Annotated in this window: 21 protein-coding genes and 1 pseudogene; 13 read left to right on the plus strand and 9 right to left on the minus strand. The window is 50.8% G+C overall.

All coding sequences use genetic code 11. The features are described from left to right. Together HMPREF9473_RS27585 and HMPREF9473_RS28485 are read left to right on the plus strand one after the other, a co-directional pair. Positions 1-205 (plus strand): PD-(D/E)XK nuclease family protein (locus tag HMPREF9473_RS27585; protein ID WP_006779480.1); only part of this gene is annotated, 205 nt, incomplete at its 5' end. A gap of 58 nt (positions 206-263) precedes the next feature. Next, the gene (locus tag HMPREF9473_RS28485; RefSeq protein WP_006779481.1) at positions 264-1,895 is read left to right on the plus strand and encodes a substrate-binding domain-containing protein; all 1,632 of its coding nucleotides are present in this window, start codon (positions 264-266) and stop codon (positions 1,893-1,895) included. Between the two features lie 93 nt (positions 1,896-1,988). Here the strand turns inward: HMPREF9473_RS28485 and HMPREF9473_RS07515 are convergent, their stop codons facing one another. Continuing rightward, positions 1,989-2,438, minus strand: a complete 450-nt coding sequence (locus HMPREF9473_RS07515) for a CYTH domain-containing protein (protein ID WP_006779482.1) — start codon at positions 2,436-2,438, stop codon at positions 1,989-1,991. A gap of 193 nt (positions 2,439-2,631) precedes the next feature. Here HMPREF9473_RS07515 and HMPREF9473_RS07520 point away from each other — a divergent pair, with 193 nt between their 5' ends. From HMPREF9473_RS07520 to yihA, 6 genes are all read left to right on the plus strand, one after another. Further along, positions 2,632-3,444: a DUF975 family protein gene (locus tag HMPREF9473_RS07520; protein WP_006779483.1), complete on the plus strand. Its 813-nt coding sequence runs from the start codon at positions 2,632-2,634 to the stop codon at positions 3,442-3,444. Positions 3,445-3,681: 237 nt separating this feature from the next. Beyond that, positions 3,682-4,968: a trigger factor gene (tig, locus tag HMPREF9473_RS07525; RefSeq protein WP_006779484.1), complete on the plus strand. Its 1,287-nt coding sequence runs from the start codon at positions 3,682-3,684 to the stop codon at positions 4,966-4,968. Positions 4,969-5,062: 94 nt separating this feature from the next. Next, on the plus strand, positions 5,063-5,644 hold the full coding sequence (gene clpP / locus HMPREF9473_RS07530) for an ATP-dependent Clp endopeptidase proteolytic subunit ClpP (RefSeq protein ID WP_006779485.1): 582 nt from the start codon (positions 5,063-5,065) through the stop codon (positions 5,642-5,644). 31 nt (positions 5,645-5,675) lie between these two features. Continuing rightward, on the plus strand, positions 5,676-6,977 hold the full coding sequence (clpX, locus tag HMPREF9473_RS07535) for an ATP-dependent Clp protease ATP-binding subunit ClpX (RefSeq protein ID WP_006779486.1): 1,302 nt from the start codon (positions 5,676-5,678) through the stop codon (positions 6,975-6,977). 108 nt (positions 6,978-7,085) lie between these two features. Next, positions 7,086-9,404, plus strand: coding sequence for an endopeptidase La (lon, locus tag HMPREF9473_RS07540; RefSeq protein WP_006779487.1), 2,319 nt, complete (start codon positions 7,086-7,088; stop codon positions 9,402-9,404). 24 nt (positions 9,405-9,428) lie between these two features. Next, the gene (yihA, locus tag HMPREF9473_RS07545) at positions 9,429-10,016 is read left to right on the plus strand and encodes a ribosome biogenesis GTP-binding protein YihA/YsxC (RefSeq protein ID WP_006779488.1); all 588 of its coding nucleotides are present in this window, start codon (positions 9,429-9,431) and stop codon (positions 10,014-10,016) included. Positions 10,017-10,043: 27 nt separating this feature from the next. Here yihA and HMPREF9473_RS07550 read toward each other — a convergent pair whose 3' ends face one another. From HMPREF9473_RS07550 to HMPREF9473_RS07575, 6 genes are all read right to left on the minus strand, one after another. Further along, the gene (locus HMPREF9473_RS07550; protein ID WP_006779489.1) at positions 10,044-10,919 is read right to left on the minus strand and encodes a cation diffusion facilitator family transporter; all 876 of its coding nucleotides are present in this window, start codon (positions 10,917-10,919) and stop codon (positions 10,044-10,046) included. Positions 10,920-10,997: 78 nt separating this feature from the next. Continuing rightward, complete coding sequence (locus tag HMPREF9473_RS07555; RefSeq protein WP_006779490.1) at positions 10,998-11,360, minus strand: metal-dependent transcriptional regulator; 363 nt, start codon at positions 11,358-11,360, stop codon at positions 10,998-11,000. A gap of 35 nt (positions 11,361-11,395) precedes the next feature. Next, complete coding sequence (locus HMPREF9473_RS07560) at positions 11,396-12,001, minus strand: MarR family winged helix-turn-helix transcriptional regulator (protein ID WP_006779491.1); 606 nt, start codon at positions 11,999-12,001, stop codon at positions 11,396-11,398. A gap of 152 nt (positions 12,002-12,153) precedes the next feature. Further along, on the minus strand, positions 12,154-12,693 hold the full coding sequence (locus HMPREF9473_RS07565; protein ID WP_006779492.1) for a methylated-DNA--[protein]-cysteine S-methyltransferase: 540 nt from the start codon (positions 12,691-12,693) through the stop codon (positions 12,154-12,156). 160 nt (positions 12,694-12,853) lie between these two features. Then, the gene (locus tag HMPREF9473_RS07570; RefSeq protein WP_006779493.1) at positions 12,854-13,702 is read right to left on the minus strand and encodes a MerR family transcriptional regulator; all 849 of its coding nucleotides are present in this window, start codon (positions 13,700-13,702) and stop codon (positions 12,854-12,856) included. An 84-nt stretch (positions 13,703-13,786) separates the two neighbouring features. Beyond that, positions 13,787-14,134 carry a winged helix-turn-helix transcriptional regulator gene (locus HMPREF9473_RS07575; protein WP_006779494.1) on the minus strand — a complete coding sequence of 116 codons (348 nt, stop codon included), beginning with the start codon at positions 14,132-14,134 and terminating at the stop codon, positions 13,787-13,789. Positions 14,135-14,287: 153 nt separating this feature from the next. On the opposite strand from HMPREF9473_RS07575, the gene HMPREF9473_RS07580 reads away from it, so the two are divergent. Further along, on the plus strand, positions 14,288-14,608 hold the full coding sequence (locus HMPREF9473_RS07580) for a TIGR04076 family protein (protein WP_006779495.1): 321 nt from the start codon (positions 14,288-14,290) through the stop codon (positions 14,606-14,608). On the opposite strand, the gene HMPREF9473_RS07585 is transcribed toward HMPREF9473_RS07580, so the two are convergent. Next, the gene (locus tag HMPREF9473_RS07585; RefSeq protein WP_006779496.1) at positions 14,605-15,066 is read right to left on the minus strand and encodes a YbhB/YbcL family Raf kinase inhibitor-like protein; all 462 of its coding nucleotides are present in this window, start codon (positions 15,064-15,066) and stop codon (positions 14,605-14,607) included. The genes HMPREF9473_RS07580 and HMPREF9473_RS07585 overlap by 4 nt on opposite strands. 200 nt (positions 15,067-15,266) lie before the next feature. Between HMPREF9473_RS07585 and HMPREF9473_RS07590 the strand changes: the two genes are divergently transcribed. Next, the gene (locus HMPREF9473_RS07590; protein ID WP_006779497.1) at positions 15,267-15,701 is read left to right on the plus strand and encodes a GNAT family N-acetyltransferase; all 435 of its coding nucleotides are present in this window, start codon (positions 15,267-15,269) and stop codon (positions 15,699-15,701) included. Position 15,702: 1 nt separating this feature from the next. Here HMPREF9473_RS07590 and HMPREF9473_RS07595 read toward each other — a convergent pair whose 3' ends face one another. Beyond that, positions 15,703-16,551, minus strand: a complete 849-nt coding sequence (locus HMPREF9473_RS07595; RefSeq protein WP_006779498.1) for an AraC family transcriptional regulator — start codon at positions 16,549-16,551, stop codon at positions 15,703-15,705. Between the two features lie 172 nt (positions 16,552-16,723). On the opposite strand from HMPREF9473_RS07595, the gene dapF reads away from it, so the two are divergent. The 3 genes and pseudogenes from dapF to HMPREF9473_RS07610 all read left to right on the plus strand — a co-directional run. Continuing rightward, positions 16,724-17,584 carry a diaminopimelate epimerase gene (dapF, locus tag HMPREF9473_RS07600; RefSeq protein WP_006779499.1) on the plus strand — a complete coding sequence of 287 codons (861 nt, stop codon included), beginning with the start codon at positions 16,724-16,726 and terminating at the stop codon, positions 17,582-17,584. Positions 17,585-17,730: 146 nt separating this feature from the next. Then, positions 17,731-18,129, plus strand: coding sequence for an ArsR/SmtB family transcription factor (locus HMPREF9473_RS07605; protein WP_006779500.1), 399 nt, complete (start codon positions 17,731-17,733; stop codon positions 18,127-18,129). Positions 18,130-18,143: 14 nt separating this feature from the next. Continuing rightward, positions 18,144-18,776, plus strand: a pseudogene (locus HMPREF9473_RS07610) (heavy metal translocating P-type ATPase); the annotation flags it as partial.

Genomic DNA, 18,776 nt, shown 5'->3' on the forward strand with positions numbered 1-18,776 from the left:
CGACGCCTATCTGGAGGAAGAGCAGGGCCTGATACTCATCGACTACAAGACCGACAAAGTTTCTCCGGGCCAGGAAGACTATCTCGTCAAACGCTACAAAAGCCAGCTTGACTACTATCAGCGGGCTTTGGAGCAGATGACCGGCAAATTGGTGGCGGAGCGTCTGATCTACTCCATCACGCTTCAAAAAGAGATCGTCTTATAAAAAGACAGACAGATCGAATTCAGACAAAATGATTACTTTCATAAAGGGAGGGCTTTTCATGAAACGATATAGAAAAGCAGCAGCGCTGGCTCTGGCGGCAGCCATGATTTTATCAACAGCGGCATGTGGAAAGAAAGCGTCAGATACTTCTTCCACAGATGCCGGAGCAGCCACGCAGGAAACGGACAGTACGGGAGCGAAATCGACAAGTGATTTAAAGGTAGGTATCTGTATCTACAAATTCAACGACGACTTCATGACTCTGTACCGTGAGGAGTTAAAGAGTTATCTGATGAGCCAATATGGTATCGCCGAGGGAAACATTACCATCATGGACAGCAAGGGCGACCAGGAGGAGCAGAACACCCAGATTGACAATTTTCTCTCCCACGACGTCGACGTGCTGATTCTGAACCTGGTGCAGGCATCCGCCGCGGAGTCCATAGTCAATCAATGCAGGGAAGCCGGCGTTCCGGTGGTCTTCATCAACCGGGAACCGGAAGAGAGTGAGCTGAAGCGGTGGGCGGACGAAGCAATCGCGGCGGCTTACGTAGGCGCGGATGCGGAGCAGTCCGGAACCTTCCAGGGCGAGATTATCCTGGAGACACCCAACAAAGGTGATTTCAATGGCGATGGCGTGGTGTCCTACGCGATGATTATGGGGGACCCAGAGACCGTCGATGCCCAGTACCGGACCGAATTTTCCATCAAGGCGCTGGAGGATGGCGGCATGAAGACCGAGAAATTGTTTGAGCAGCACGGTGACTGGGACCAGACAAGGGGCCAGGAGCTGGCCGCCAGCGCATTAGCCCAGTACGGCGATAAACTGGAGGTTATCTTCTGCAACAACGACGCTATGGCAAACGGAGCCCAGGCGGCTATCAGGGCGGCGGGCAGAACCGTGGGCGGAGACATTTACCTGGTAGGCGTGGATGCTCTGGAAGAGACCATTGACTATATAAAAGAAGGAACCGTAACCGGTACCGTGTTAAATGACCATGTTGGCCAGTCCCACACGGCGGCGGACGTAGCCGTGAAGATGGCGGCCGGCGAGAAGGTTGATACCAGATATACGATTGACTATATAAAACTGGCAACGGACGTCAAAGTCGCGGCGGCAGATAGCGGAGAAGCGGCGGCCGCGGCATTTGACCTGGCAACAGGCGCAAGAGAATTTCAAGCCGGTATTTGTATCAGCCAATTTGATGATGATTTCATGAACTTATACTGTGAAGAATTACAGAATTACCTGGAGGCTGCGTATGATGCCAAAGTCACGGCTGTGGATGCCGGTGGCGACCAGGCAGAGCAGGAGGGTCAGATTGACCAATTCATCTCCCAGGGCGTCGACGTGCTGATTCTGAATCTGGTTCAGGCATCCGCCGCGGAGGACGTGGTAAATAAATGTAAAGAAGCTGATATTCCGGTCGTCTTCATTAACCAGGAACCGGATGCGGCTGAAATCGAGAGATGGAGCATAGAGTTTATCGCGGCTTCCTACGTAGGCCCGGATGCGGGACAGCCTGAAACCTTTCAGGATGAAAGTGTCCCGGAGACTCCGGAGGAAGAGGAGTCCATGGTAAATGACTACGTTGGCCCGTCCCACATGGCGGCAGACGTGGCCGCTCAGATGGCAGCCGGCAGCAAGGTGGAGACCAGATACATGGTTGACCAGGCAGCAACCGAGTGACAGATACAAATATGAGAAAACCAGAAATCGGGTGTGCATGATGATAGGATATGCACACCCGATTTTTAAGTTAGAAGTGAAACCGCCGGCCGCTTACAGACGGCTCAGCCTGCTGTTTTGATATTCCCCGGAAAATGTCACATCTTCCCCAAACCAGTCCGGCGCCTGAAACTTCCCGGCGTCCTCCTCCGTCTCAAACTCCACCTCGGCCAGCACAAGTCCGTCGAATTTCCCCTCAAACACATCCAGCTCGACGGTCAAATCCTCCCGCCCCGGCACCGGAAGCAGATACCGCTTTTTCGTCAGCACATTGCCGTCCGCCTTGGCCAGCAGATGTTCATAGGATTCCTTCGTCAGCGGCAGGTTGTACTCCTCACGCGCCAGCAGTCCTTTGGACTTGTAGGTGAGATAATAAGTCTCGTCCTCCCGGCGGACGCGCACCACCGGCTCCGTGCAGAGATAAGCCTGCTCAATCCGGTGAAAAGGATAGGACTGATAGTCCGCAGGAAGACGGCTGACCAGATATTTTCGTTCTATTTCCATAACGGCCTCCTTATATTTTACTAAGAGTTACCAGTATGGTAACACGGAACGGGGAGAGCCGCAACGGTTAATTGTAAGAAAATTGAAAGCAATATTTGGGAAAAACGTGTGACAAATGTGTATGATTGTGTTAATATAATAACAGAGTTACAACTATAATCTGTTACTGCGTAAAAGCAGAGTAGGAGGGCATATGTGGTCAAGAGCTGAGTTGAAAAGCAGGGCAAAGGACTGCCTGCGAAGGTATTACTGGGCGGCGTTAGCCGTTACATTTTTGGTAGGGATATTAGGCGGCGGCAACGGCGGCGGTGGATATGGCAGCAGCGGCGCCAGCGTTGGACAGCAGATAAACCAGACAAAACATCAGACACAGTACTATGGCGGTGGCATGGGCGGCGGTATGAGCAGCAGTGACTGGGCGCTTTTCGCCGGTGTGATGACGGTGGTGATTGCGGTGTTCCTGGTTATTATGGCCGTGGCGATGCTGTTCCGCATTTTCGTTGGCAACGTGATGACCGTAGGCGGCAACCGCTATTTCATGGAGAGCCGTGCGGTGGGACGTTCCGCCGGCGTTGGCAAGATCTTCTACGGGTTTGGCTCTGGCAGCTACCTGAATATAGTGAAAACACAGTTTTTAAAGGATTTGTTTATCAGCCTCTGGTCCCTTCTTCTGATTGTGCCGGGGGTTATCAAAGCCTACCAGTATTATATGGTTCCCTACATCCTGTCCGAGAACCCGGATATGAGATACCGAGACGCCCTGGATTTGAGCCGCCAGATGATGGATGGCCACAAGTGGGATACCTTCGTGCTGGAACTGTCCTTTATCGGCTGGTATCTGCTGGGACTTATCTGCTGCTGCATCGGCGTCATTTTCGTGGAGCCCTATGTGCAGGCAACCATGGCGGAGCTTTACGCGGTGCTGAGAGAGAATGTAGGTTACACGGGGCTTCGCGGCTTTGGCGGCGAGGATGAGTATTATGATAATGTGGTGAGTGAGCAGTAAGTCAGAAGCGGTGCAGACAGGAGCTGGCGGGGAGTGTATTTCCCTGTCAGCTCTTTTTGCAGGGGTCTGTGGAGGCCCCTGGCAGTAAAAAAGTGGGTTTATGGCCTGTTTTTCACATGTTTCTCCCAGGACTTGCTCTTGTATTTGGCTGAAACCTATGATATAATGCTATCTTGAAGTGTAACGCCCATAGGCTAAGACGGCGGTTCACATATATATCAAGGAGGAACCACAAACATGAGTTTACAAGTAGAAAAATTAGAGAAGAACATGGCGAAGATGACCGTGGAAGTGCCAGCTGAACAGTTTGAGGAAGCAATCAAGACTGCTTACAATAAAAACAAAAATAAGTTCAACATCCCAGGTTTCAGAAAAGGGAAAGCTCCCCTGGCCATGATTGAGAAGATGTACGGCGTAGGCGTATTCTTCGAAGATGCAGCCAACATTGTGCTGGATGCCACATACGGCGGGGCCGCGGACGAGAGCAGACTTGAGATTGTATCCAGACCTGAGATTGACGTTGTTCAGATTGAGAAGGGCAAGAACTTTATCTATACCGCTACCGTGGCCGTAAAGCCGGAAGTAACCCTGGGCGATTACAAGGGACTGGAAGTGGAGAAGGCATCTGCGGAAGTAACCGACGAGGAAGTGGAAGCAGAGTTAAAGAAGGTACAGGAGCAGAACTCCAGACTTCTCACCGTAGAGGACAGAGCCGTTGCTGATGGCGACCAGGTTACCATCGACTTCGAAGGATTTACGGACGGCGTGGCATTTGCCGGCGGCAAGGGCGAGGATTATCCGCTGACCATCGGTTCCCACTCCTTTATCGGAGATTTTGAGGAGCAGCTGATTGGCCACAACATCGGCGATGACTGTGAAGTCAATGTCAAATTCCCTGAGGATTACCAGGCTGTGGAACTGGCAGGCAAGGACGCCATGTTCAAAGTAGCGATCAAGGAAATCAAGGTAAAAGAGCTTCCGGAGCTGAACGATGAGTTCGCCAGCGAAGTTTCCGAATTCGAGACCTTAGATGAATACAAAGCAGATGTGAGGGCAAAACTCACAGAGAGCAAACAGAGACAGGCAGCCACCGAGAATGAGAATCGTGTGGTAGAGAAGGCCGTATCCAACGCCTCCATGGAGATTCCGGAGCCGATGGTAGAGGGCCAGCTTGACAACATGGTCAACGATTACGCCCGCAGAATGCAGGGACAGGGCATTTCCCTGGAGCAGTATATGCAGTTTACAGGCATGACCATGGCAGCTCTGAGAGAGCAGATGAGACCGCAGGCGATCAAACGCATCGAGACCAGACTGGTTCTGGAGGCCATTGCCAAGGCAGAGGCTATCGAGATTGCGGATGAGACCGTGGAAGAAGAGCTGAAGAAGATGGCCGAGAGCTACAAGATGGAAGTAGAGCAGGTCAGAGGCTACATGGGCGAGCAGGGGTTGGCTCAGATGAAAGAAGATTTGGCCGTACAGGAAGCTGTCGATATGATGGTTGCCGAGGCAAAATTAGTATAAGCAAAAGAGAAAACAATCAAGTAGATTTGGAACCTATGGGCTTCGAATCTACTTATTGTGTATTATGAAGTGGTATGAGATAGGAGGAATTATCATGAGTTTAGTGCCATATGTCATAGAATCTACCAGCAGGGGCGAGCGCTCCTACGATATTTATTCCCGCCTGCTGAAAGACAGGATTATCTTCCTTGGGGAGGAAGTGACAGATGTGTCAGCCAGTCTGGTTGTGGCGCAGCTGCTGTTTCTGGAGTCTGAGGACCCCAGCAAGGATATCAACCTTTACATCAACAGCCCGGGCGGTTCTGTCTCCGCAGGACTCGCTATCTACGATACCATGAACTACATCAAATGTGATGTGTCCACCGTATGTATGGGCATGGCAGCCAGCATGGGAGCTTTTCTGCTGGCCGGCGGTACCAAGGGAAAGAGATTTGCCCTTCCAAATGCTGACATTATGATTCACCAGCCATCCGGCGGAGCCCAGGGACAGGCGACGGAGATTCAGATTGTAGCGGAGAAGATTCTTGCAACCAAGAAGAAATTAAATGAGATTCTGGCGGCCAATACGGGCCAGCCAATCGAAGTCATTGAGCGGGATACCGACAGGGATAACTACATGACGGCAGAGGAAGCCAAAGCCTATGGACTTATCGACGCGGTTATCACCTCCCATTAAGGGAGCTTTAGTAAGGAAGTGAGGTGTGAATATGCCAGGCAGAACAGACGATAAGATTCGCTGCTCTTTTTGCGGGAAGACCCAGGACCAGGTCAGGAAACTGATCGCAGGCTCCAACAACGTGTTCATCTGTGATGAGTGCATTGATTTGTGCGGGGAGATTCTGGAAGAGGAGCTGGACGGACATGAGGAGGAGGGACTTGATTTAAATGATATCAATCTCCTGAAACCGAAGGAAATTAAATCGTTCCTGGACGAGTACGTCATCGGACAGGAGGATGCGAAGAAAGTCTTGTCCGTAGCAGTATATAATCACTACAAAAGAGTAACATCCAGAAAGAACATGGATGTAGATGTGCAAAAGAGCAATATTCTCATGCTGGGTCCCACCGGTTCCGGTAAGACCTATCTGGCCCAGACGCTGGCCAAGGTGCTGAATGTGCCATTCGCCATCGCCGATGCCACGGCGCTGACAGAGGCCGGCTATGTGGGTGAGGATGTGGAGAACATTCTTCTGAAGCTGATTCAGGCGGCAGATTACGATATCAGTAAAGCGGAATACGGCATTATTTACATCGACGAGATAGATAAGATAACCAAGAAATCTGAAAATGTTTCCATCACCAGAGATGTTTCCGGGGAAGGCGTACAGCAGGCCCTGTTAAAGATTCTGGAAGGAACGGTTGCCAGCGTGCCGCCTCAGGGTGGACGGAAGCATCCGCACCAGGAATTATTACAGATTGATACCACCAACATCCTGTTTATCTGCGGCGGAGCCTTTGACGGTTTGGAGAAAATCGTGGAGAACCGTCTCAATGTCAGCTCCATCGGATTCAACTCCGATGTGCTGGACAGGAACAATATGGATATTGACGGACTGTTGAAGAAGGTGCTGCCACAGGATTTGACCAAGTTCGGTCTGATTCCGGAGTTTATCGGGCGTGTGCCGGTGACGGTATCCCTGGATATGCTGACGGAGGAAGCCCTGGTCCGCATTCTGTCCGAGCCGAAGAACGCACTGACCAAGCAGTACCAGCGTCTGTTCGAGCTGGACGATGTGAAACTGGAATTCACCCAGGACGCTCTGCTTGAGATTGCCAAGCTGGCCAGCGAGAGAAAGACAGGGGCCAGAGGACTTCGTTCCATTATGGAATCCATTATGATGGACCTGATGTATGAGGTGCCTTCTGACAGCAATATTGGAATCTGTACCATTACGAAAGAACTGGTAGACGGAAGCGGGGAGCCGGAGATTGTGTACCGCGACACCACAGTGCCGCGCAAGGCCATGACCCAGAGGCTTAAAAAATCCTCGCCGCCAGAGATTGCCTAGTTGTCGATAAAGGGCTGAACGGTTACGAATTGTAGGATAGTCGGAATGGGAGCTTAGGCTCCCATTTTGCATGTGGATAGGAAACGCGAGAGAAGAGGAGAACAGTTCATGGAAAGAGATATTATAACCGTCCCGGTAATTGCGCTGCGGGGGCTGACGGTTCTTCCGAGAATGATGATGCATTTTGATATCAGCAGACCCAAATCCATCCTGGCGGTGGAGAAAGCCATGGGGGGCGACCAGAAGGTGCTTCTGCTGACTCAGAGAAACCCGGATGATTTGGACCCGGAGGAGGAGCAGCTGTACCATGTGGGAACGCTTGCATTGGTGAAGCAGCTGGTGAAGATGCCGGGAGGCATTGTGCGGGTGCTGACGGAGGGTGTGGAGCGGGCGGAGCTTATCAGCCTGACGAGCATGGACCCGGTATTGTATGCGGAAGTGGAGATAACGCCCCGGGAGGACGAGGGGCTTGACTATATTGTACAGGAAGCGATGCTCCGGGTATTGAAGGAGAAGCTGGAGGGGTATGGCGCAGAACATCCGAAGATGACCAAGGAAATGCTGCCGCATATGCTTATGATTAATGATTTGGAGGAGCTGATCGACCAAATCAGCGTGCAGCTTCCTTGGAATTATGAGGTGCGCCAGGATATCCTGGAGGCGGTATTTACCAGCCACCAGTATGAAATCCTTGTGCAGAATCTGATAGACGAGGTGCAGATTGCCAAAGTCAAACGGGAATTCCAGGCCAAGGTGAAGGCGGTCGTTGACAAGAACCAGAGGGACTATATTCTGCGGGAGCAGATGCGGATTCTGAGAGAGGAACTGGGGGAGGACAATCCTGATAGCGACGGGGACGAGTACGAGAAGCAGTTAGAGCAGCTGAAGGCCGACAAGGAGACGAAGGAAAAGTTAAAGAAGGAAATCCGCCGGTTCAAAACCATGCCAAGCGGCAGCCAGGAGGCCAACGTGCTGCGGACTTATATCGAGACCCTTCTGGAGCTTCCGTGGAAGAAGATGTCCAGGGACAACAACGATATCCGGCATGCGGAGCAGATACTAAATGAGGACCATTATGGGCTTGAGAAGGTGAAGGAGCGGATTCTGGAGTATCTGGCTGTCCGCACCCTGACCAGCAAGGGCAGCAGCCCTATCATCTGTCTGGTGGGACCTCCCGGAACCGGCAAGACCTCCATCGCCCGCTCGGTGGCCAAGGCGCTGAACAAGAAATACGTGCGCATCAGCCTGGGCGGCGTCCGTGACGAGGCGGAAATCAGGGGCCACAGGAAGACCTATGTGGGCGCCATGCCGGGGCGTTTGGTGGAAGGACTGCGCCAGGCGGGCGTCAGCAATCCGCTGATGCTGCTGGATGAGATAGACAAGGTGAGCAGTGATTACAAGGGCGATACGGCGTCCGCCCTCTTGGAGGTGCTGGACGGGGAACAGAATGTGAAGTTCCGTGACCACTATGTGGAGACGCCCATCGATTTGTCCAATGTGCTGTTTATTGCCACGGCCAACACCACCCAGACCATTGCGGGGCCGCTGCTTGACCGTATGGAAGTGATTGAGGTCAACAGCTATACGGAGAATGAGAAGTTCCATATCGCGAAGGATTATCTGGTGGATAAACAGCTGGAGCGAAACGGTCTGACGGAGAAGCAGCTGTCCATCAGTGACAAGGCCCTTCAGAAAATCATTCACAACTATACTAGGGAGGCGGGAGTCCGCAGCCTGGAACGCCGGATCGGAGACATTTGCCGGAAGGCGGCCAAGGAGTTTTTGGAAAATGGCAGCAAGAAATCATCGGTGAAGGTGACGGAATCCAACCTGGAGAAATACCTGGGGAAGGAGAAAATCTCCTACGAGGATGCCAATGATGAAAATGAGATTGGCATTGTCCGCGGTCTGGCCTGGACCAGCGTGGGCGGTGACACCCTCCAGATAGAGGTCAACGTGATGCCTGGAAAAGGGGAGCTGAAGCTGACCGGCCAGATGGGGGATGTGATGAAGGAGTCAGCGCAGACGGCGCTCACCTATGTGCGCTCCATCTGCCCGGGATACCAGGTGGCGGACGATTACTTTGAGAAACACGATATGCATATCCATATCCCGGAGGGGGCCGTGCCAAAGGACGGGCCGTCCGCGGGTATTACCATGGCCACAGCCATGCTGTCCGCGGTGGTGGAGCGTCCGGTTGACGCCAAGACAGCCATGACCGGGGAGATTACCTTAAGAGGCCGGGTGCTTCCGATTGGTGGATTGAAGGAGAAGATTCTGGCGGCGAAGATGGCCCATATCCGGAAGGTGCTGGTGCCGGAGAAGAACCGGGCGGATATCGCGGAACTGTCCAAGGAGATTACCAAGGGGCTGGATATTGTGTATGTGAAGAGCATGGAGGATGTGTTGGCAGAGGCGCTGGTATAACAGGTCTTGAGAAAGGAAACAGTTATGATTATAAAGAATGTGGAGCTGGAGACCGTATGCGGGATTACCAGCAAGCTGCCGGAAAATATCCATCCCGAATTTGCATTTGCAGGGAAGTCCAACGTGGGAAAATCATCGCTGATCAACGCCCTGATGAACCGCAAGTCCTACGCCAGGACATCGTCCCAGCCGGGAAAGACGCAGACAATCAATTTCTACCACATCAACGACGCGCTTTACTATGTGGACCTCCCGGGCTACGGCTACGCCAAGGTAACCCTGGCGGTGAAGGAGAAGTGGGGGAAGATGATAGAGAATTATCTCCAGAAATCCCCTATGCTGAAGATGGTATTCCTCCTCATCGATATCCGCCACGAGCCGTCAGCCAACGACAAGATGATGTACGACTGGATTGTCCACAACGGCTACCGCCCGGTGATTGTCGCCACAAAACTCGACAAAATTAACCGCAGCCAGATTCAGAAGCATGTGAAAATGCTGAGAACCGGGCTGGGGATGGAGAAAGAGGATGTGTTGATTCCGTTCTCTGCGGAGACGAAGCAGGGGAGAGAGGAAATCTGGGAATTGATTGAGGGGCAGATGGCTGATTAGGAATCAGGTGGCTGCAATATAATATGATTAACAGTAGATGGTTGCATCTATATGAAGTCTGTCTTTTAATGCCTGAGTGGTATAAGCGATGACATCCTGTATTCGGCTCTGCCCGATGGAATCATTTAGGCAGACTTGAATAAAGGCGATTTGCTTTTCCGGGCCATAGTCGAAGATATATATGGAAATGATATCTTGAAAAATGTCTCTTTGGGACAGGATGAGCTGTGTCATCTGCTCTCTCAACTGGCAATTGTCCTCGCTGCCAAGCAGCAGGTCTAAATGTTCCATGAAGGAAGTAAAACCGGTTAACAGAATCCCTCCGGAAATCAGAAGACCGATGATACCGTCCAGCGGAAGGGCTGTTGACGGATGGACCAGCAGCGGAACCATGGACAGCCCGGTCAGCAGGGGGTCGGAGATGCTGTCTTTAAATATGGTTTTTAAAGCGGCTGAGTTGAGACTTTTATTGATACTATCGGTATACAGGGCAAAAAGCAGCTTTATAATGAGTGCGGAAAATGGAATCCAGAGCATAGCAGCAGGCATGGTAAGGACCTGTGGTTTCAGGATTCTCATGATGGAGGTTTTGCCAAAGGACAAAGCAGTGGACATGATGAGAATCGATACGAGAAATCCGCAGATGTATTCCATTCTTCCATAGCCATTGGGGTGTTTTTCATCCGCCTGTCTGCCACAGATATGAAAACCAATACAGGTAGTGAGGGCGGAAATGCAGTCGGTCAGACTATTGAGCGCGTCGGCGAGGATGGAGGCGCTGTTTCCCATCCATCCGGCTGCGAACTTGGCAGCAAAAAGGATTGCATTTACAAAAATTCCGATGATACCGACCTGTTGTCCAATTTGTTGACGGGTTTGGTATGTTTGACTGGTTGACGGCATGATAAACACCTCCTCATAGCGGCCATTCAGCTGTCTGTTAACAAGGATACTGCTGAATGGATTTACAGTTATAAATGGTCAGGAAGGACCCCAGGATTGCTTGATTGCAGTAAAACTTTCATCACTGATGATGTGTTCCAGACGACAGGCGTCCTGCCTTGCAACTTCCGGGGATACGCCGGACTCAATCAGTTGATTTGTGAAAAAACAACGCCGTTCATATAGCTGGACGGCTATTTTTTCGCCCTTTTCTGTCAAATGCAGCAGACAGCTCTCGTCCATGGACAGGCAGCCGTTGTCCTGTAATTTCTTTACGGCATGGCACACAGACGGTTTTGAGTAGTTGAGATAGTGGGCGACATCAATGGAGCGGACCCGGCCGTTTTCCTGATTCAACAGATAAATCGCTTCCAGGTAGTCTTCTAAGGATTTTCCAAGCATGGGGTTTGCCTTCCTTTCTGATGGGAATTATCTTTTTAAAGTTCTCCCCTCCTGTTGCGGCGGCCAGGCCTGTTGTTGGGACGCTGCTCCGTGAAGGGATTCTCACGGCCATCCGGGCTGCCTGCACGGAAATCCCGGCGGTGCTCATGCTGCATCATGAAGGCGCCCATGGCCCTGCGGTGCTGCTCGTAGTCTGCTTCAGGGAACTGCTCCTCGTAGCGCTCGATGATCCGCTGGAGACTGCCGCTGAAGGCGGTGAGTTCTTCTTCGTTCAGACAGTCCAGGACGTTTTCCGTGTCGGATGGTTTCTGCTCCACGTTCTCGGCGGCTTTCATGCCTTCCTCCGTCAACTTGATGGTCAGAACCCGTTTGTCCTCCTGAGAGGGTTCTCTGGTGATGTATCCGCTCTTTTCCAGTTTGGTGAGAAGCTCGGCTAAGGACTGCTTACTCATATCCAGCAGGTAGGATAAATCCCGCTGGCTGATTTCCGGCTTTAATTTCAGAATCGCCAGAACCCGGCCCTGGCCCCTGTGGGGATTGCGCGGCTGTCTGCCGCCTCGATAATCCTGAAAGGCAGCGCGGTGCATTAACATCTGGAGCTGTTGAAGCTGTTCGGTTATGATAAGTTTTATATCGTTCATAATAAGTTCCTCCTTTATGGTTGGTTTTGTCAATAGTTTCAATATGTCAGGTGCCTGACGATATTAGTATAGTACCTGACTAATTAATTGTCAAGTACTTGACGTAAAAAAGTATAAAAATTACCATATGGGGAAAATAATCATCATTAGGATTACAGAGCCGTGCCTTTCGTAGGTACAGAGTATTTGGAAATGTCGACGCCTTCCAGTTCCAGCAATTTTATCTTTTTGTTCACCCCGCCGGCATATCCGGTCAGACTGCCGTTTCCGCCAACGACACGGTGGCAGGGGATGATGATGGAGATGGGATTGTGGGAGACGGCGCCGCCGACAGCCTGGGCGGACATGTGTTCCCGGCCGAGAAGTACGGCCATTTTCCGGGCGATGTCACCGTAGGTGATCACCTGGCCGTAGGGAATCTGGCAGAGTATTTTCCAGACATTTTGGCGGAATTCGCCTCCGATGGGTGCGAGAGACAATTCCTGGATGGTAGGCTGCCCGCCAGCGAAATAGCAATCCAGCCAGGTCTTTGCTTCTGCAAATATGGGCAGGTCGTCCCGGACGGACAGCGGTTCTTTCATTGTGCCTAGAAAATATTTCTGGCCGTCCATCCATAAGCCCACGATACTTTTTTCATTGGCGGCCAGAGTCAGGGGCCCCAGCGGTGACTGATAAGATGTTGAATAGTACATAAATCCCTCCTGTTTTCTTGGTTTAGATGTGGTAAGGTGTTGTCTTGTTTGTCTGCCTGTTTTATCAGGAAGGCCGCCCGGATGAGGGGCAGGGCGGCCTTTAAAGCGCCAGCGCTCCGGCGCGAGGGGTCTGCCTTGGCAGACTCCCGCTTTTGATGAATCAGCGGTTATAAAATGCTTTCAGCGCCCGGCCGATAAACTCGGTCGAACCTTCGCCGTAGACGCTGTCCAGCCGGGTCTGCATATCCTGGTTGGTAATGTATTTGTCCGCGGCGTCCAGCATAAAGGCCGTCATGTCCGGCATTCGGTAGAGCTGCTTGGAGACGAAATCCAGTTCCCCGATAATCTGCTTGATCTCGAAGGAATGGACATCGGCGCCGACCTTGGATGCCAGCTTTTTGATGATTTCCTCATAGCGGTTTTGATAGGCTTCCATGATTTGGGAGTTCTGCGGGTCAGCGGCCACCTCTTTTGCTTTCTCTTTGCCGCCGTACCATTCGACCACCTTGGCAAAGTTTTTCTGCGCATCCTCGCTGGAGGCCTGCTCCAGAAAATGTTGCTCAAACTGCTCCAGGCTACCATATTCTTTTATCATAATCTCTTTCTGCTCGTCCGTTAAGTTGGCTAACACGGAACGATACAGCTCTTCAATGTCATTATTGCTGAATACTTCAAAATCCATCTTGTTTTCTCCTTTCAGAATGTCCTCAATACTACAAATAATCCGCTCCAGGCGCTCTTTCTTTAAGAGAAGTATTGATTTCTGGCTGATTAATAGCTGGTTTCTGTCAAGATTCGGATTTTCCATAATCGCTTTGATTTTTGCCAACGGCATATCAAATTCCCTGAAAAACAGTATCTGCTGTAATGTCTCCAGAGCCTTATCGTCATAAAGCCGGTATCCCGCCTCACTGGTTTTACTTGGTTTTAACAACCCAATCTCATCATAATAGTGAAGCGTGCGCACGCTGATACCTGTCAGTTGTGAAACCTCTTTTACTGTTCTCATCAAATGGAACCTCCTGTACTTGATGAATTTATCATATCCTATGACGCAGCGTGAGAGTCAACTGTTTTTTCGAAATTAGGATCATTATTTTGTACTCTCCTGATGTTCCTGACCCCAGGCGCACATGGCTTCCATGATGGGATAGAGGGAGCGCCCCTTTTCTGAGAGCCGGTATTCGACTTTGGGCGGTATCTGGGGATATTCGGTCCGTATCAGCAGGCCGTCCGCCTCCATTTCCCGGAGCTGTGAACTCAAGGTTTTGTAAGTGATGGTGCCTATCAGGCGCTGAAGCTCGTTGAAGCGGATGACGTCGTATTCAATCAGCCAGTACATGATCACCAGCCGCCATTTCCCTCCAATCATGGAGAGCGTATAGCCGAAGGGGGTGTCAGTGAGGGATTGGATGCTGCCTTCAAATTCTTTCATGCTCATGGTATCACTGTCCTTTATGATAGTATGCGGTGAAAAAGTGCGTACTTACCGCCAGTTCTATTGTCATATATAATAGGGTTACCTTATCTTTCATAATAAGGGATTTGGGAAAATAAAGCAACATGGAATCGATGGCAGAAAAGGAGAAGGAATATGAAGAAAGTAAGAATTACGATACTGAAAACCACGTTGGACAAAGATCTGGCAAAAGAATACGGAGTGGAACATCTTGGCGCCTGTCCATTGATGAGGCAGGGGCAGGTTTTTTATGCGGATTATGCCAAGCCGGAGGGTTTCTGTGACGAGGCGTGGAAAGCCATCTATCAGTATGTGTTTGCCCTGGCCCACGGCGCCGGGAGCGACGTCTTCTATTACGGAGACTGGATTAAAACTCCCGGCGTGGCAATCTGCAGCTGCAATGACGGCCTGCGGCCCGTGATTATGAAATTGGAAGCCACGGAGGAGATGGCCTAGCGGTAATGTCCAGTCAGGACGGCCTGCTGGAGTATGTGTCCCTCCATGGCAGATAGCAAATCGCGTTTGCCTGCGGTGGAGGGCAGGTCCAGGAGGCAGTCCAGCACATAGACATGGTAGCTGTAACGGTGGGACCAGTGAAATGGGGGCTTGGGGCCGCGGTAGCGATTTTTGCCGTAGCCACGGCCCTGCATGGCATTTCCCAGAGATTCCAATTGGGGACCACGGGGAATATTCTCCGGTATTACGGTCATGACGGGGAGATTCCATATCACCCAGTGGTTGTAGGCTGGAATCGGGTGGTCGATGTCGTTCATGATGATGGCAAGAGAGACGGCGCCCTCCTGTAAACCGTCCAGTCTGAACTCCGGTGAGATATCTTCGCCGTAACCGGTATGCTTTAGCGGAATCAGCCCGCCTTCTTGAAACGCGGGAGATGATAGTTTCAGTTCTTTCATGGAATTTGTTCTCCTCTCAATGGAAATTCATGTTTCAATCATTCAATATGATCATTCTATCACAGATCAAGCTGCTTGACTATTTGAGAAATCATAAATCCAGGGCAAATCGAATAATTTGACATTTTCATGGGCGGAGGCTAGAATTTAAGGAAGAATGGTTTGATAAGGACGATTCGAGGAAAAGGAGACTGGTAAGAATGATAAGAGAAGTAAAAGACAGTGATTATGAAGGGCTGATGACATTATATATGCAGCTCCATGACAATCCGTTTCCGGAAAATCAGACGGCTGGAATGGACCTGTGGAGAAAAATTCTGGCGGATGAGCGCCATCATATTATCGTGGCGGAGGAGGATGGAAAGATTGTTTCTTCCTGTGTCTGTGTGGTGATATTGAATCTGACTCATGCGCAGCGGCCGTATGCCTTGATTGAAAATGTGATTACGGACAGCGGCTATCGGAAAAAGGGATTGGCTACGGCCTGTCTCCATTATGCGAAGGAGATTGCGGTAAGCGAAAACTGTTACAAAATCATGCTGCTCACAGGAGCTAAAATGGAGAGTACATTGAATTTTTACGAGCAAGCGGGCTATAACCGAAATGACAAGACCGCATTTATCCAATGGCTCTAATTTACCTTGTTCTGGCGGCCCGCTGGAGTTTGGGGGATTCGCCGAAGAAGGACTTGTAGGCGCGGGAGAAGGTGGAATAGTTTTTGAAGCCGCAGTCGTAGCAAATCTGGGTGATGGGGGCGTCGCCGGAGAGCAGTTCTCTGGCAAGGAGCAGGCGTTTGCTGTTGATATAGTGGCTGATGGTGCAGCCGGTCTCCTGCTTGAACTGGCGCATCATGTGGTATTTACTGATGTAAAATGTCTCCGACAGGGTGTCAATGTTCAAGTCCGCGGACAGATGGGCGCCTATGTAGTCCATGATTGCCAGAATCTTCTGGTTGGAATGGCGGGTCTTTAAGTAATCCAGCCGGTGAGCCAGGTAGGCGCGGTTCAACTGAATCATGAATTCCAGGAACAGGACCTGGCGGTACAGTTCGTTTGCGTAGCCCTCCTCGGCGCAGGCCCGCTCCAAATTCCGGATAATCTGAAACAGACTGCTTTTCTCCAGAGAGCGGACGCGCAGGACGTTGGAGTGGGCGGCTTTGGCGTGCTGGAAGCATTCGCTTAGGTCGTACTCCTCCGTCTTATAGGACGTGATAAATCCCGGTGACAGATAGACGATAATGCGCTCGTAGGGGACCGACTGGTCGATGTCAGGACGGTGAATCTCGTTGTGATTGACCAGGACAATGTCGTAGGGCATCAGAGGGTAGGTTCTGCCCTCGATGAGGTAATTCACCTTCCCTTTCAGGAAAATGATGATTTTGTCGAAGTCGTGATAGTGGAATTCAAATTCCTGTTTGGGGATGTCGGAGAGGTGGAACAGGCGGAATTCGCTGTTTAAATATCCCCGTTTTTCGTAAGTTTCCATGAAGATTTGACCTTTCTTTCTGGTTCTTTCATATAATAAGAGTATACCGCATTTTTTGCAATATAGAAAGCATGATTTTGATTGAAATTACGGATAGTGCGGTCTATAATAGAGAAAAGACGAATGATATTGCTGACAGAGAGCATAATCTGGATAAGCAGGAGGATAGATAATGAAGGTTGTTTTGGAGAAATATCACGGGTTGGGGAATGATTATCTGGTGTTTGACCCGAATAAGAACACGCTGAAGCTGTCACAGGAAAATGTGAAGCTGATTTGCGACCGGCATTTTGGCGTCGGTTCCGACGGTATCCTGGAGGGGCCGATTCTGGAGAAGGAGAAGATGGAGGTGCGTATCTGGAATCCGGATGGCAGTATTGCGGAGAAGAGCGGCAACGGCGTCCGCATTTTCGCCAAATATTTAAAGGATGCGGGCTATGTCCAGAAGACCCACGTGACGCTGTCCACTCTGGCCGGAGACGTGGATGTGCAGTACTTAAATGAAGAGGGAACCAGGATGAAGGCCTCCATGGGCAAGGTATCCTTCTGGAGCGATGAGATTCCCGTGAGCGGCGAGCGGAGAGAAGTGGTCAACGAGACCATGATATTTGGGAAAATTCCTTATCGTGTCACCTGCGCCACCGTTGGCAACCCCCACTGCGTCATTTTCCTGAATGAGATATCGAAGGATATCGTGTGCAGAATCGGAAAAAATTCCGAGAATGCCAGCTATTTCCCGGAGCGTGTCAACACCCAGATTATGCGTGTCATTGACCGCCAGAACATCGAAATCGAAATCTACGAGCGCGGCGCCGGCTACACGCTGGCTTCCGGAAGCAGCGGCTGTGCGGCAGCGGCGGCGGCCTACAAACAGGGGCTGACCGATTCCAAGATGTATGTGAAGATGCCGGGCGGAACCCTGGAAATCGAAATCCTCGATGACTGGACCGTGCTGATGACCGGAGATGTGGGCTTTGTGGGAACCATGCAGTTGGGCAACACACTGGTGGAGCAGCTGCGGGCGCTGGAATAAATTAATAATCAATAACCAAGAGAGAGGCGGAACTATCATCCGTCTCTTTCTTTTTGCATTTTTTTGGAATACTGGTTGACAAATAAGAAAAATGTGATAATATAAACATATGAATAGTTGTTCATATGATAAAAGGAGGTACCAACATGGCGGATAACCAGAACAATAACCCTGTTACAGCTAAAAATGGAGTGGAAGAGGTACAGTGCTGTGATTTCATGCACGTACACGAGGAAATCGTGAAGAAGGTGGAGCAGGTGATGCCGGATGAGGAGCAGCTGCTAAACCTGGCGGAATTCTATAAGGTGTTTGGCGATTCCACCAGAATTAAGATACTGTATGTACTCAGCCAGTCGGAGATGTGTGTCTGTGACATTGCCACCCTGCTTCAAATGGGGCAGTCGGCCATTTCCCATCAGCTGAGAATGTTGAAACAGATGCGGCTGGTGAAGTTCAGGAGAGATGGCAAGACTGTGTTTTACTCACTGGCAGATGGCCACATCGAGACCATCCTGGCTCAGGGCATGGAGCATATTGAAGAATAAAAGGAGTAGGAATCATGACAAAGAAGCAAAAGACGATGATGACAAGACTGATGATCAGCGGCGTATTTTTAATCGCCGGAGTTCTGATGGAAGGGAAGGTCAGCTGGGCCTGGGCTCCGTTTGTGGTGTCTTATCTGACAGCAGGATATGACATACCGCTGAAAGCGCTGCGCAATATTAAAAATGGCCAGGTATTTGATGAGAATTTCCTGATGACCATAGCAACTTTTGGCGCTATCGCCGTTGGCTCCCTGGAGGAGGCGGTGGCAGTCATGCTGTTCTACCAGGTAGGAGAGCTGTTCAGCGATTACGCGGTAAATAAATCAAGAAAGTCCATCACGGATTTGATGGATATCAACCCGGAGTACGCCAACCTGTTAAAGGATGGAAAAGAGGAGCAGGTGGACCCGGATGATGTGGAAATCGATGACATTATCGTCATCAAACCGGGGGAGAAGGTGCCGCTTGACGGCATTATCACCAGAGGCGCCTCCAGTCTGGACACCAAGGCGCTGACCGGGGAGTCCATGCCGGTGGAAGTCAAGGAGGGCATGGATATTGTCAGCGGCTCCATCAACTTAAACGGTGTGCTGGAAGTGCGGGTGACGAAGCTGTTTGACGATTCCACAGTAGCCAAGATTCTGGAG

Origin of the sequence: Hungatella hathewayi WAL-18680, from assembly GCF_000235505.1 — a bacterium.
Taxonomy (GTDB): domain Bacteria; phylum Bacillota; class Clostridia; order Lachnospirales; family Lachnospiraceae; genus Hungatella_A; species Hungatella_A hathewayi_A.